The sequence below is a fragment of the Picosynechococcus sp. NKBG15041c genome (genome assembly GCF_055380235.1).
The window spans coordinates 349,274-361,146 of sequence record NZ_AP040363.1; the positions used below are offsets into that span (position 1 = coordinate 349,274).

The 11,873-nt window shown below is 51.0% G+C and carries 13 protein-coding genes; 6 read left to right on the plus strand and 7 right to left on the minus strand.

Annotated features, from left to right (window positions below):
* Positions 1-3: 3 nt before the first annotated feature.
* Both ACZ45B_RS01715 and ACZ45B_RS01720 read left to right on the plus strand, forming a co-directional pair.
* Positions 4-789 carry a pseudouridine synthase gene (locus ACZ45B_RS01715; protein WP_024544735.1) on the plus strand — a complete coding sequence of 262 codons (786 nt, stop codon included), beginning with the start codon at positions 4-6 and terminating at the stop codon, positions 787-789.
* Positions 786-1,619: a helix-turn-helix domain-containing protein gene (locus ACZ45B_RS01720; protein ID WP_024544736.1), complete on the plus strand. Its 834-nt coding sequence runs from the start codon at positions 786-788 to the stop codon at positions 1,617-1,619. The genes ACZ45B_RS01715 and ACZ45B_RS01720 overlap by 4 nt, the downstream gene beginning before the upstream one ends.
* On the opposite strand, the gene rsmI is transcribed toward ACZ45B_RS01720, so the two are convergent.
* A complete protein-coding gene (gene rsmI / locus ACZ45B_RS01725) occupies positions 1,616-2,461 on the minus strand; it encodes a 16S rRNA (cytidine(1402)-2'-O)-methyltransferase (RefSeq protein ID WP_024544737.1) in 846 nt (281 codons plus the stop codon). The genes ACZ45B_RS01720 and rsmI overlap by 4 nt on opposite strands.
* Positions 2,462-2,490: 29 nt before the next feature.
* Between rsmI and ACZ45B_RS01730 the strand changes: the two genes are divergently transcribed.
* Positions 2,491-3,381, plus strand: coding sequence for a PfkB family carbohydrate kinase (locus ACZ45B_RS01730; protein WP_024544738.1), 891 nt, complete (start codon positions 2,491-2,493; stop codon positions 3,379-3,381).
* Here the strand turns inward: ACZ45B_RS01730 and ACZ45B_RS01735 are convergent.
* Together ACZ45B_RS01735 and ACZ45B_RS01740 are read right to left on the minus strand one after the other, a co-directional pair.
* Positions 3,334-4,437 (minus strand): NAD(P)/FAD-dependent oxidoreductase, encoded by a 1,104-nt coding sequence (locus tag ACZ45B_RS01735; RefSeq protein WP_024544739.1) that lies wholly within the window; start codon positions 4,435-4,437, stop codon positions 3,334-3,336. The two genes, ACZ45B_RS01730 and ACZ45B_RS01735, sit on opposite strands and share 48 nt — an antisense overlap.
* 3 nt (positions 4,438-4,440) lie before the next feature.
* Positions 4,441-5,364, minus strand: a complete 924-nt coding sequence (locus tag ACZ45B_RS01740) for a class I SAM-dependent methyltransferase (protein WP_024544740.1) — start codon at positions 5,362-5,364, stop codon at positions 4,441-4,443.
* 139 nt (positions 5,365-5,503) lie between these two features.
* Between ACZ45B_RS01740 and ACZ45B_RS01745 the strand changes: the two genes are divergently transcribed.
* On the plus strand, positions 5,504-5,848 hold the full coding sequence (locus ACZ45B_RS01745) for a DUF760 domain-containing protein (protein ID WP_024544741.1): 345 nt from the start codon (positions 5,504-5,506) through the stop codon (positions 5,846-5,848).
* Positions 5,849-5,943: 95 nt separating this feature from the next.
* On the opposite strand, the gene ACZ45B_RS01750 is transcribed toward ACZ45B_RS01745, so the two are convergent.
* The 3 genes from ACZ45B_RS01750 to ACZ45B_RS01760 form a co-directional block, all read right to left on the minus strand.
* Complete coding sequence (locus ACZ45B_RS01750; RefSeq protein WP_024544742.1) at positions 5,944-6,837, minus strand: S1 RNA-binding domain-containing protein; 894 nt, start codon at positions 6,835-6,837, stop codon at positions 5,944-5,946.
* A gap of 80 nt (positions 6,838-6,917) precedes the next feature.
* Positions 6,918-8,717: a putative bifunctional diguanylate cyclase/phosphodiesterase gene (locus ACZ45B_RS01755; RefSeq protein WP_024544743.1), complete on the minus strand. Its 1,800-nt coding sequence runs from the start codon at positions 8,715-8,717 to the stop codon at positions 6,918-6,920.
* Between the two features lie 15 nt (positions 8,718-8,732).
* The gene (locus ACZ45B_RS01760) at positions 8,733-9,848 is read right to left on the minus strand and encodes a PAS domain-containing sensor histidine kinase (protein ID WP_024544744.1); all 1,116 of its coding nucleotides are present in this window, start codon (positions 9,846-9,848) and stop codon (positions 8,733-8,735) included.
* Positions 9,849-10,007: 159 nt separating this feature from the next.
* On the opposite strand from ACZ45B_RS01760, the gene ACZ45B_RS01765 reads away from it, so the two are divergent.
* Positions 10,008-10,601, plus strand: a complete 594-nt coding sequence (locus tag ACZ45B_RS01765) for a methyltransferase domain-containing protein (RefSeq protein ID WP_096416155.1) — start codon at positions 10,008-10,010, stop codon at positions 10,599-10,601.
* A gap of 21 nt (positions 10,602-10,622) precedes the next feature.
* Here ACZ45B_RS01765 and fabG read toward each other — a convergent pair whose 3' ends face one another.
* Positions 10,623-11,387, minus strand: a complete 765-nt coding sequence (gene fabG, locus ACZ45B_RS01770) for a 3-oxoacyl-[acyl-carrier-protein] reductase (RefSeq protein ID WP_024544746.1) — start codon at positions 11,385-11,387, stop codon at positions 10,623-10,625.
* 111 nt (positions 11,388-11,498) lie between these two features.
* Here fabG and trxA point away from each other — a divergent pair, with 111 nt between their 5' ends.
* Positions 11,499-11,822: a thioredoxin gene (gene trxA, locus ACZ45B_RS01775; protein WP_024544747.1), complete on the plus strand. Its 324-nt coding sequence runs from the start codon at positions 11,499-11,501 to the stop codon at positions 11,820-11,822.
* Positions 11,823-11,873: the final 51 nt, after the last annotated feature.

Below are 11,873 nucleotides of genomic sequence, written 5' to 3' on the forward strand. Positions count from 1 at the left end.
AACATGGCCGAAAGGGTGCAAAAAATTCTAGCCCGTTGGGGTATTGCGTCACGGCGGGGCGCTGAAAAGCTAATTCTTGCCGGGCGAGTGACCCTCAACGGCAAACCCGTCCATTTAGGTGACCAAGCAGACCCCGCAGGCGATCGCCTCTATGTCGATGGGAAGCTCCTTAAAGTCACCGAACGGCCCCGTTACCATTATTACCTCATCCACAAACCCAAAGGCGTAGTGTCCACCTGTGCCGACCCAAAAGGCCGGCCGACCGTGCTAGACTGCTTGCCAAAAGCCCTCCAGCAAGGACAGGGCATGCACCCCATTGGTCGCCTCGATTCCCAATCCACAGGCGCTTTATTGTTGACTAATGACGGCGATTTGACCCTTGCTTTGACCCATCCCCGGTATCATATCCCCAAAGCCTACCGCGTGTGGTTAAAAGGAAAAATGCCAAAGCATATCCTTGAGCAGTGGCAGCGAGGAATCGTTCTCGACGGTCGCCCGACAATGCCCGCCCAAATCACCGTAAAAACCGTTACCCAAGATAAAACATGTCTTGATATCATGCTTACCGAAGGACGCAATCGCCAAATTCGTCGGGTCGCTGATCAGCTCGGTTTTCCGGTCCTAAAGCTCCACCGCTTTGCCATTGGCGACCTAGAACTGGGCGACCTTCAGCGGGGTCAAGCCCGTCCCCTCACAAAAACTGAGATCAAACAGCTGCGATCCAAACATAAGTATCGTTCTAATTCCCCATTTCATCCATCCGCCCCAGCCCGGGAGTACCAAGCATGAAGGAGACAGCGATTAATTCCCTTTCCCCCCAGCAAACCTACCTCGATCAGATCGGGAGCCAATTGCAGCAACATCGCCTTGCAAAAAATTGGTCACTGACCCTTGTGGCCCGCAAAACTAAAATTCGCCAAACATTGTTAGAAAACATCGAAGCAGGCCGCCTCGAACAACTGCCGGAATTGGTTTATCTCCAAGGCTTGATCCGACGTTATGGAGAATGCCTTGGCCTAAATGTCGAAACTTTGCTCCAAGATTTTCCGAAACTAGATGCCCAACATCACTGGCAACTACCCCGCTGGAGCCAAGTTATCTCTCAGTTTCAACTGCGCCCTCGTCATTTGTATGCCGTTTATTTGCTAATGATTGTGGCGACAGTACAATCCCTTGGGAGTGTGCTGCGCAACCAAAACCCGGCCCTCATTCCCCAACTAGATCCAGCACTTCAGGAAAATGTCCCCGCCGTTAGTCCACAAACAACGGCCCAGGAGACAGCGCTTTCGCCGCAACTTTCTTCTACTATGACCATCGAAAATGAAGATGTCATGAAGGAAGGTGAATCAGTGGTCGTGGATATCCGTACCCAAGAGATGGCCTGGATGCGGGTAGAAATTGATGGGGAAACTGCCTTTGAAGGCACCTTAGAAAAAGGGACCCAAAAGCAATGGATTGCCGATGAGAGTGTGCGAGTCCGCTCAGGTAATGCCGGTGCTGTTTATATCACCATTAACAACCAGCCCCCTCACCGCTTAGGGGAGCCGGGTGCCGTTGAGGAATTCACCTATCAGGCTAAAGCTGCTGAAAGTAGACCAAAAACCCAAGCGTCTTCTTAGTCTTTTAAGTCTGTGCTGAGTTGATAAATATGGCGACGGGGAAGATTCAGAGTCTGGGCGAGGGTGCGACTGGCTGCAGAGCGACTGAGACCCTCCTGCACCATTAGAGTTTGTAATTGGGCCAGGATTTCAGTATCCGTGGGAACTTCTACGCCCATTGCCCGGGGAGCACCCCCAAGGATGAGGGTAAATTCTCCTTTGGGGGGTTGCTGTCGGTAATGTTCTAGGGCTTTTTGGAGGGTGCCACGCCAAAATTCTTCATGGAGTTTAGTGAGTTCTCGGGCACAGACAACTGGGCGATCGCCCCCAAAATGATCCGCCAAATCCTCTAGGGTTTTTAGCAGGCGGTGGGGGGCTTCGTAAAAAATAATCGTCCGGGGCTCCTGGCATAGTTGCTCTAAAAGGGCTGTCCGGTCTTTTTTCTTCTGGGGCAAAAAGCCTTCAAAAACAAATTTTTCAGGAGAAAGTCCCGAGGCAATCAACCCCGTTAAACTAGCACTTACGCCAGGGATCGGTACGATAACAATCCCCGCCTCTACGGCACTGGCCACCAATTCAAAGCCGGGATCGCTAATCCCTGGTAACCCTGCATCGCTGACGAGGGCGATATTTTTCCCGTCTTGGAGCTGTGCAATTAACTGATGTTGCCGTTGCTGGCGGTTATGGTCGTGGTAGCTGATCTGGGGGGTGCTAATCTGGAAGTGCTTGAGGAGTTTGCCAGTGTGTCTGGTGTCTTCTGCGGCGATGAGATCAACCGTTTTTAGGGTGGCGATCGCCCGGAAGGTCATATCATCGAGGTTGCCGATGGGAGTGCCCACCAGGTAAAGGGTGCCGTAGGTCATAGTGTTTTTGATTATAGGGTTAAGGGTGGATGTCCGCACGGGGATTATTTGTTGGGCTGATCACGGGAGATCTCATCTATCGCGTTACCCGCGTGCCCCAGACTAATGAAAAAATTGTTGCCACCACAGATTGTTTTGCCGCAGGCGGCCCAGCGACCAATGGGGCGATCGCCTTCCAGGGTTTAGGCTCCCAGGGTAAACTTTGGGGGGCTCTGGGCAGGGATGCCTTAAGTCACCTCCTCCGGGAAGAAATCCAGGCCTGGGGGGTCGAAATTGTGGCCGGGGATCAAGATCAGTTGAGACCACCACTATCGTCTATTTTGGTGACGGCGGCGACGGGGGAACGGGCGGTGATTTCCCGCAATGCCCAGGGGGCAGTGTTGCCGATTCCAGACAATTTAGTCGACTTTTTGATGGGGATCGATATCGTGTTAATTGATGGTCACCAAATGTCTCTGTCGGCGGCGATCGCCCGACTCGTCCAGGCCCAAAAGATTTCGGTGGTGGTGGATGGCGGCAGTTGGAAATCTGGGTTTGAAACGGTGCTGTGCCATGCAGATTATGTGATTTGTTCAGCGAATTTTTATCCTCCCGGCTGTGTAAATTCAACTCAGGTCGTCCAATATTTACAGGCATTTAAGCCCCAGGCGATCGCCATTACCCGAGGTGAAAAACCCATTCTCTGGTGGCAGGGGGAGCGCACAGGCCAGATTGAAGTTCCCACAACAAATGTGGTGGATACCCTCGGGGCTGGGGATATTTTCCATGGGGCTTTTTGCCATTACATTCTGCAACAGGACTTTCCCCAGGCACTCCGCTCAGCGGCAGCGGTGGCTAGCTATAGTTGCGGCTTCTTTGGCACAAGGGCTTGGTTAAAAGGCGATCGCTTCCGGGGCCAGGAGCCAATCGCAGATCGTTAATGCCGTTGCAGGGGCCAACAAAACACCATTGCGGTAATGGCCCGTGGCCAAGAGAATATTTTCGTAACCGGCTAAACCCTTGAGAACTGGTGCCCCTTGACCGTTGGGGCGGGGCCGTTTACCAGACCAGTGACGGACAATTTCGGCTTTTTTCAATACTGGGTAGAAGGCGATCGCCTTCCGTAATACCGCCTGAGCGAGATCTTCATCGGAGGAAATTTCACCGGTATCATCGGGAAATTCCACCGTTGCCCCGACCCAATATTCCCCCTGGCCGAGGGGAACGACATGGACATCTTCAAAGCTAACCACGGGCTGAAAAGTCTGGGGTATTTCTAAGTCAAGGGAGACGCGCAACTGAAAGGCCTGTCCTAGCACTGGCCCCAAGGAAAGGGTTTCCGTCAGCGATTTTGTAATTTCTAGAGAACCCAACCCTGCTGAGACAATGAGCCAATCACATGGGTAGGCCGCTTGCTCTGTCACGACCTGCTGGCAACGCTGCCCCTGGCATTGGAGCATCGGTTGGGCAACGCCAAACTGACAGCGCACTCCATTTTGTTGGGCCACAGCAAGGAGGGCTTTGGTCAACGGCACAGGCTGCACCTGGAAATCCTGGGGAGAAAAAATGCCACCAGCGATATTCTCTGCTTGCACCTGGGGGCACTGTTGCTGAATTGTGCCTTGATCCCAGACGGCCAATTCCCAGCCGGATGCCTGACGAATTTCCCGGAGGCGATCGCCTTTTTCCAGCTCCTCAGGTTCTCGGATCAGCTTTAAAATGCCGTGGGGATTGTGGGGCACAGGCTGACCCGCAGCAGCTAATTCCGCCAGGAGCTCTGGGAAACGTTCCATACTACGGCGGCGCAAGGTCCAGGCCCGGCCCTTGGTTTTGCGACTAATGATCCCCATCAGCACCCCCAGGGCGGCCCCCGTCGAGCCCTCTGCCGGTGATCCCGTATCGAGAATCGTAATTTCAAACTTTTTTAAGCGGCTCAGTTCGTAGGCGATCGCCGCCCCCACAACCCCGGCCCCCAGGATCACGACTCGCTCTGTCATGGTTTAGGCCTGCACCTTGGCGATCACTGTGCGGTGACGGGGGGTATTTTCCTGGATAAAGGGCGCTTCAAACCCGGCCCATTGCAATTCTGTGGCCACATCCAGGCTGAAATATTGATCTAAATAGGGCTCCGTACTCTTCAGCAGCGTCAAGATATAGGGGGGCATCTTTTTATAAACTTCCGCCTGGGGGTTCATGTCCATCATCGCAAAATAACCACCGGGCTTGAGTAAGCGTTTTGCTTCCTGAAAAAGGGCGATCGCCGCCGTCTGGGGCAGCTCATGGAAAATTAACGAACAGGACACCAAATCAAAGGACTGAGCAGGCAGTTGGGTATCTTCCCCAGGGGCGTGGCACCAGGTGAAATTTTCGCCTTGAGCCGCCGTGCGATATTTCGCCACCGCCAAGAAATAGGGTGATAAATCAACCCCCGTCAACTCAGCTTCTGGGAACGTTTTTTTGAGCGCCTCTGTACTCATGCCTACGCTACAGCCAATATCCAAGATTTTCTGGGGGCTGAGGTCAATATTAAATTTCAAAATTTGGTGATAACTTTCCCGCAGGAGTGCATCCCCTTCGATATTCGGTTCTCCGAACAAAGTCGAATGGACAGAATAGGCGGCTGATTCAACTTCTAAGGCAGGCTCCCAACCTAAATTACCCTCGTCATAGGCATGGAAGGACGTGAGGTAATAGGACGGATAGCTCAGGGCCGGATTTTCGACGGCAGCCAGCTCCCCTCGCCAATCTCGCCGTTGTAGGGTTTCCACATTTTGTCGCCAGGGAACCCCCAACTTCTCAGCCCGTTGGATCATCATCGCCCGGGCACGGTTTTTCGCAAAGGTGGCGATCGGTCGAATTGCTAAAATGCCATTGACCAGCTTAGAGCGGAAATCAACCGGTGGAATAGAAGGACTCGCAGTCATCATCAAAAAATCAAAGCAAGGCTTTACGAAACGCTATTGTCGCCTATTTTACAGTCGATACCCCTGAAAACCGACATGTACAGTCTGATAAATAAAAGCTAAAGTGGGAAACGAGAAGTAAACATTTTCGGGCTAGCGAATGATTTTCAACTCTGACTTTTTTCCCACCGATGTTAACGAACAGACCGCCAACAATTTGATGGAATACTTGCAACAGCAAAATCCAGATGTCTTGGCGCGGGTTGCTCAGTCTGCAAGCTCGGAGATAAAAGATCTGATTGCTCATAATGTCAGAGGTCTGATTGGAGTTTTACCCCCAGATGATTTTCAGGTGAGTATCACCACAGACCGCGAAAATTTAGCAAATCTCCTCGCTTCTGCCATGATGACAGGCTACTTTCTCGGACAGATGGAACAGCGCATGAACCTCGAAGATAGCTTGATTGCATCTGGCTCCCTCCAGCGGGAATTAGATTTTGAGTAAAGTTTTTGGCACAAAAAAAGGTGGTGCTTAGGCCACCTTTTATCGCTCAGCATCATTGGTCACGCAATCAATTCAACTCACATTCTATTGATTGTCTAGACAGTGATATTGAGCTTTTTCCGGGCAGCTTCAACCCGCTCATCAGCATTAGCTTGGAGTTCTTCAAACTTTTCAATGACTTCACCGGGGAACTTTTCAAGAGCTTGCAAAGAAAGGGAAATGCGGTTGCTGCTTTCTTCGATGTCTGCAATCAAAACCCGGATCTCTTGGCCGATTGTAAAAAAGTCTTCTAATTGTCCGAGAGATTTTTCGCTGATTTGACTACGGTGGAGCAGGCCAGTCGTGCCATCGAGGTCGACAAATACACCGTAGGGTTTAATGTTAGCGATTTTCCCACTGACCAGAGAGCCAATGGAGAGGCGGCGCATAATTTCTGCTTGGGCAGCGTAGCGCTGGGAAAGCACGAGTTTGCGTCTTTCTTGGTCAAATTCGAGAAAGTTGACTGTCAGGAGTTGGCCCATGAGGTTGTCGATATTTTTGTCCACAAGGTGGGAGTTGGGGATAAAGCCCCGGAGCCCTCGGACATCTCCGGTGATGCCACCACGGTTACTGCCGGTAATGCGTATCTGCACGGAAGCACCTGCCTCGGCTGCTTGGGCCAGTTCTGCCCAAACTCGCTGTTCGGCTAATTTCCGCCGGGAAAGGGTGACTTGTCCTTCGGCATTTTGACCACGGATAATCAGAAATTCGACGCTTTCACCGACGGGGAGAGCGGTGTGGGTATCGGTTTCGCCGGAGAGGAGCGCTTCCTGGGTGGGGGCAAACCCGGGAGACTTTCCGCCAATATCCACCAGGACGCCATCGGATAGATGATCAAAAATTTTGCCTGTCACCACTTGCCCCTGTTCAAAGTGATAGTCGTGTTCGGTTAGGGCATGCTCAAAGTCATCCATGGAAAAGGCGATCGCGGGATTGGGCTCTGCAGTCATTGCTAAATCGTTAGTCTGAATATGAAAAAGGTTGGAATAGGCTTAATCCTATCGTACTCCGGGGTCGCCGTCGTCACTGCTTAGTGGGGCTTCAGTTGCTGAAAAAAATTCTGGTCTGTCTGGAGCATGGCGGTGAAGGTGTTGACAGGGATGGGAGGGCTAAATAAAAACCCTTGAATTTCGTCGCAATGTTGGGCCTTGAGAAATTCGAGCTCAGCGATAGTTTCAACTCCTTCGGCAACGGTAGTGAGCTTGAGTTGCTTAGCCATCATAATGATGTGCTTGACGATGGTGGAGTTGGTGATATTGCGGTCAACATTTTGGACGAAACAGCGGTCTATTTTGAGGATGTCGAAGGGGAAATTTTGGAGATAGCTCAGGGAAGAGTAGCCGGTGCCAAAGTCGTCGATCGCAATGGAAAAGCCACGATTTTTTAGGACTTGCAGGTGGGCGATCGCCAGATCCACATCTGAGATCAATGTGCTTTCGGTCACCTCCAACTCTAACTGTACAGGGTCAATACCATAGGTTTTGGTAATATCCAGAAGATTGTCAACGAGATTCGTTTGATAAAATTGCCGTCCAGAAAGATTAACGGCAATTTTAGGGCAGGGAATCCCTTGGGTATTCCAGATCTGGGCTTGGTGACAGGCGGCCCGAAAAACCCATTCACCGATACTCCCAATTAAGCCGTTTTGTTCCGCGAGGGGGATGAATTGAGCAGGGGAAATCATCCCTAATTCTGGATGGAACCAGCGAATCAACGCTTCTGCTCCGGCGATCTTACCTGTTTTGACGCAAATCTTAGGCTGATAGTACAGGGTCAACTGATGCTGCTGGATGGCCTCATAGAGGGCGGCATCGAGGAGCAAACTTTGGTGATTGGCCTTGACCTGGGCTTCTTGGAAACAGGAATAATAGTTGGTGTTACCCCGTTGACGCGCCACTTCCATCGCCTGTTTTGCTTGGTTGAGATATTTGTCAAAGTTATATTCTTGGTAGGGCATGGTACACATGCCAATGTGCCAACTGATCAAAACCTTTTGGTTATTAATCGCTAAAGGACTCCCAAAAGCAGTGAGAATCTGTTCTGCCATTCGGTTCAGGTCAATTTCGGCGATCTCACAACCGGGGGGATAGACCAACACAAAATCCGTGTAATTCAGACAAGCAAGATAAGCTTCTTCTGGTACGGTGATGACCAGTTGGCGCACGATGTGTTTGAGAACAATATTGCCAAATTGATAGCCAAATAACTCGTTGATTTTTTCAAAGCGGTCAATGCTGAGATAAAAAATTGGCAATTGCCATTGAGCGTGCGGATCCCCATTCTGTTGGATGAGCGGATCCCATTGCCTCAGGAGGCGGTTGAGGTCATCGCGGAGGGCCAGTTGATTGGGGAGCTGGGTGACGGGATCATGGGTGACGGTGTAGTTAATTCCTTGGCGATCGCCTTCCTGCTGCTGAAAATGTCCCTGCCAAGACCGTTGTTTTCGCAAACGGGTTTTAATGGCATCTAGGAGCTCATGGGTCGTAAAAGGCTTCGTGAGATAATCATCGGCACCGAGGTTCATCCCCTGGCGAATATTTTCCTTTGTGCCTTTTGCGGTCAAAAAAATGAAGGGAATTGTCTCTGTTTCTGGATCAGCCTGGAGAATTTCTAAGACACCATAGCCATCTAGCCCCGGCATCATAATGTCACAGATGATTAAATCCGGGCGGTTTTCAATGGCGATCCCCACACCGACCTGGCCATTTTCGGCTTCGAGGACTTGGTAATCTTCGGCAATGAGGAGGGTGACAATTAGTTCCCGAATGGAATCTTCGTCTTCAACCACCAAAATTGTAGGGGAGGGGGCGACCATAATAGGGGCTTCCATAGAAATGCAGTGGGATTAGGCGTTGCCGACGAAGGCGCAGGGAATGTTCACACGAAAAGTGCTCCCCGAATTGACTACACTTGCAACCATGATCGTACCATTGTGTAAGTCGATGTAGCGTTTCACAATATGTAGGCCAAGCCCAGTCCCAGGAATTTTACCGACATTTTGGGCCCGATGAAAAGGCTCGAAAAGGTGTTGTAGATCGGCTGGGGGGATGCCGATACCCCGGTCGGTGATCATCATCGTAATTTGTTCGTCTTGACAACTAATCATGAGACCGATCGCCTCTCCGGGAAACGAGTATTTAAGGGCATTGGATAACAGATTAGAGAGAATATGACGGATGATCTTGCTATCGAGGATCGGGAGGAGGGGGCGATCGCCTTTGAGCTGCGGATCAAAGTCCAGCACAATGGGATGGGTGTGGTCAAAAACAACCTGCAACTCCTCAATGATTGCGTGACAGAGGGGCTCTAAGTGAACGGGGGCCGGATCAAAGATCAACTGACCTGCATCTACACGACTGACCGAAAGCACATCATCTACCAGGGCTTGGAGACGCTGGGCTGCATCTTTAATGCGTTGGAGGTGGCGACGTTGGGCCTCCGGGTCGAATTTGTGCGAATACTGCTCTAAAAGTTCGGTAAAGCCCAAAATCGAAGTGAGTGGTGTACGAAATTCATGGGAGGCGATGTCAATAAATCGGGTTTTCAGCTGGTTGAGCTCTTTTTCTCGCATCAGGGCATTATGCATATCCAGTTCCACCTGTTTGCGATCGCTGATATCCCGCATCACCCCCACGACCCAAAAATTTTCTTGGTCCAGGAATGGTTCCTTGGGGACACCCCGGTCTTGGATCCAGAGGTAAGAGCCATCACGGTGTTGGAAGCGGTATTCCAAGTCGTAGGCTTCTCCTTGGGTGTAGGCTCGTTCAAGGCTGACGAGGGCTTTCGGCTGATCTTCAGGGTAGAGTCGCTTGAGCCAATCCTGGCCATGGTTGCCAATTTCTGCATCAGAATAGCCCAAAACTTTAGTGAAATCTCCGTGCCAAATGATCGCCCCTGTCTTTAAACAACGTTCATAGACAATATCGCCAAGGGCTTTGATGAGGGCGGGATTGTATTGCATATCTATCGGGGAGCTGCAGTGAAGAGAAGACAAAGTTGAGACATTGGCGATCGCTGCGGGAAATGGCAGAAAATCAGTGTAATACTAAAAATAAATGCGTCACACATTCAGTGACTTCGCATTAGTCAGGGACCTGGCATCAGAACAATGGAAGAGGGGATGGTCAAGGAAGTAGATTTTTGGGAAGAAAAATACCAAACAGCTCAACATCGTTGGGATTTAGGCCAAGCCGCGCCCCCTCTACAGGACTATTGGGTCAGAGAACAAGCTCCTTCCCAAGGTGATCTTGTGGTTTTAGGGTGTGGCCAGGGCCATGACGCGATTTTTTTAGCCCGCCAGGGATTGACTGTGACGGGGGTTGATTTTGCGCCCACAGCGATCGCCGCCGCTAGGGATCTCGCCCAAAAGAACGAGGTTACCCTTACTTTACTCGAAGAAAATATTTTCGATCTGCCAAAAAGTCATAAAAGTCATTTTGATTATCTGTTTGAACATACGTGTTTTTGTGCGATCGCCCCGGAGCAGCGACCAGATTACGTGACCCTTGCGGCGAGTATCCTCAAGCCCGGCGGTAAACTCTACGGCATTTTTTATACTCACAATAGAGAAGGGGGGCCACCTTTTGGTAGTACCCCCCAGGAATTAGTCGACCTATTTTCACCGGCTTTTGAAATATTGAGCCTCGATCCGATCCACAATTCAATTCCCAGTCGCCAGGGCGATGAACATTGGGCGGTCTTTGAGAAAAAATAGACTGATTTTTAGGGCGATCGCCTAGTGCATCACCATGCCCCCATCGACATTGAACGTTTGGCCTGTGATGTAAGCGGCGGCGGGATCAGCGGCGAGGAAGCGCACCATCCCTGCAATTTCTTCCGGCTGACCATAGCGGCTCAGGGGAATGTATTTGAGAATTTCATCAGCAGCGAGGCCCTCGGTCATATCCGTGGCGATAAACCCGGGGGCAACGGCATTGGCAACAATATTGCGGCTAGCCAGCTCTTTGGCGATCGTCTTTGTAAACCCGATCACCCCAGCTTTGGCGGCGCTGTAGTTGGCTTGGCCTGGGTTCCCCATCAAACCCGCGACGGAGGTGATGTTGATGATCCGGCCCCGGCGCTTTTTCATCATCGGCTTAGTGACCGCCTTGGTACAGAGAAAAACCCCCGTGAGGTTGAGGTCGATCACCGCTTGCCAATCGTCCAGCTTCATCCGCATCAAAAGGGTATCTTTCGTAATCCCGGCGTTATTTACAAGCACATCGATCTGTCCCCACTGGGCCAAGGTTTTTTCAACGAGATCGGCCACTTGATCTTCTTGGGAAACATCGGCTTGGAGGGCGATCGCCTCTCCCCCCGCCGCTTGAATTTCGGCCACTAGAGCCTCGGCAGCACCACTAGAGCGGGCATAGTTAATCACCACCTTAGCCCCTTCACTGGCCAGGGCGATCGCCGTGGCTTTCCCAATCCCCCGGGAAGCCCCCGTTACAATGGCCACTTGATCTTTCAAACGTTGCTGCGCTACGGGTAAAAGCTCCATTCCCTAATCTCTCCAAAAGTCTTTGCATGTTGATGACTGGGTTATCATAGAAGTTAGGGTTGTACGAGCGCAACAATTCCTATAACCACCACAGTTTAGAGGTGTTTTCTAATGGCCATTAAAAAACAATTTTCCAGCTTTGAAGCAATGTTAGAGCAGGCCGAAAAGCCCGTACTTGTCGATTTTTATGCCACCTGGTGCGGCCCTTGCCAAATTATGGGAAAAACCCTCGAAGAAATTAGTGCTCAAATGGCCAATGAAATTCAAATCGTCAAGGTTGACGGCGATCGTTACCATAACCTTGCATCCCACCATGGCGTCCATGCCTACCCGACCCTTGTCCTCTACAACAAAGGCCAATTGGTTTCTCGCATTGAAGGGGCAGTCCCGGCTCAGCAACTGATGCAACAAATACGCCGCGCCCTCCAAAATTAATCTTTTTATTGCCGCGCTTTCTGCCTCTCCCTAGGCCATAATTTCAGCAAA

Excerpts from the sequence above, each read along its gene's own strand:
- ACZ45B_RS01765 (WP_096416155.1), top strand. The coding sequence starts at position 10,008 with ATGGTCAAGGAAGTAGATTTTTGGGAAGAAAAATACCAAACAGCTCAA.
- ACZ45B_RS01745 (WP_024544741.1), top strand. The coding sequence starts at position 5,504 with ATGATTTTCAACTCTGACTTTTTTCCCACCGATGTTAACGAACAGACC.
- ACZ45B_RS01730 (WP_024544738.1), top strand. The coding sequence starts at position 2,491 with ATGTCCGCACGGGGATTATTTGTTGGGCTGATCACGGGAGATCTCATC.
- ACZ45B_RS01740 (WP_024544740.1), bottom strand. The coding sequence starts at position 5,364 with ATGACTGCGAGTCCTTCTATTCCACCGGTTGATTTCCGCTCTAAGCTG.
- ACZ45B_RS01720 (WP_024544736.1), top strand. The coding sequence starts at position 786 with ATGAAGGAGACAGCGATTAATTCCCTTTCCCCCCAGCAAACCTACCTC.
- rsmI (WP_024544737.1), bottom strand. The coding sequence starts at position 2,461 with ATGACCTACGGCACCCTTTACCTGGTGGGCACTCCCATCGGCAACCTC.
- trxA (WP_024544747.1), top strand. The coding sequence starts at position 11,499 with ATGGCCATTAAAAAACAATTTTCCAGCTTTGAAGCAATGTTAGAGCAG.
- ACZ45B_RS01760 (WP_024544744.1), bottom strand. The coding sequence starts at position 9,848 with ATGCAATACAATCCCGCCCTCATCAAAGCCCTTGGCGATATTGTCTAT.
- ACZ45B_RS01715 (WP_024544735.1), top strand. The coding sequence starts at position 4 with ATGGCCGAAAGGGTGCAAAAAATTCTAGCCCGTTGGGGTATTGCGTCA.
- fabG (WP_024544746.1), bottom strand. The coding sequence starts at position 11,387 with ATGGAGCTTTTACCCGTAGCGCAGCAACGTTTGAAAGATCAAGTGGCC.
- ACZ45B_RS01750 (WP_024544742.1), bottom strand. The coding sequence starts at position 6,837 with ATGACTGCAGAGCCCAATCCCGCGATCGCCTTTTCCATGGATGACTTT.
- ACZ45B_RS01735 (WP_024544739.1), bottom strand. The coding sequence starts at position 4,437 with ATGACAGAGCGAGTCGTGATCCTGGGGGCCGGGGTTGTGGGGGCGGCG.
- ACZ45B_RS01755 (WP_024544743.1), bottom strand. The coding sequence starts at position 8,717 with ATGGAAGCCCCTATTATGGTCGCCCCCTCCCCTACAATTTTGGTGGTT.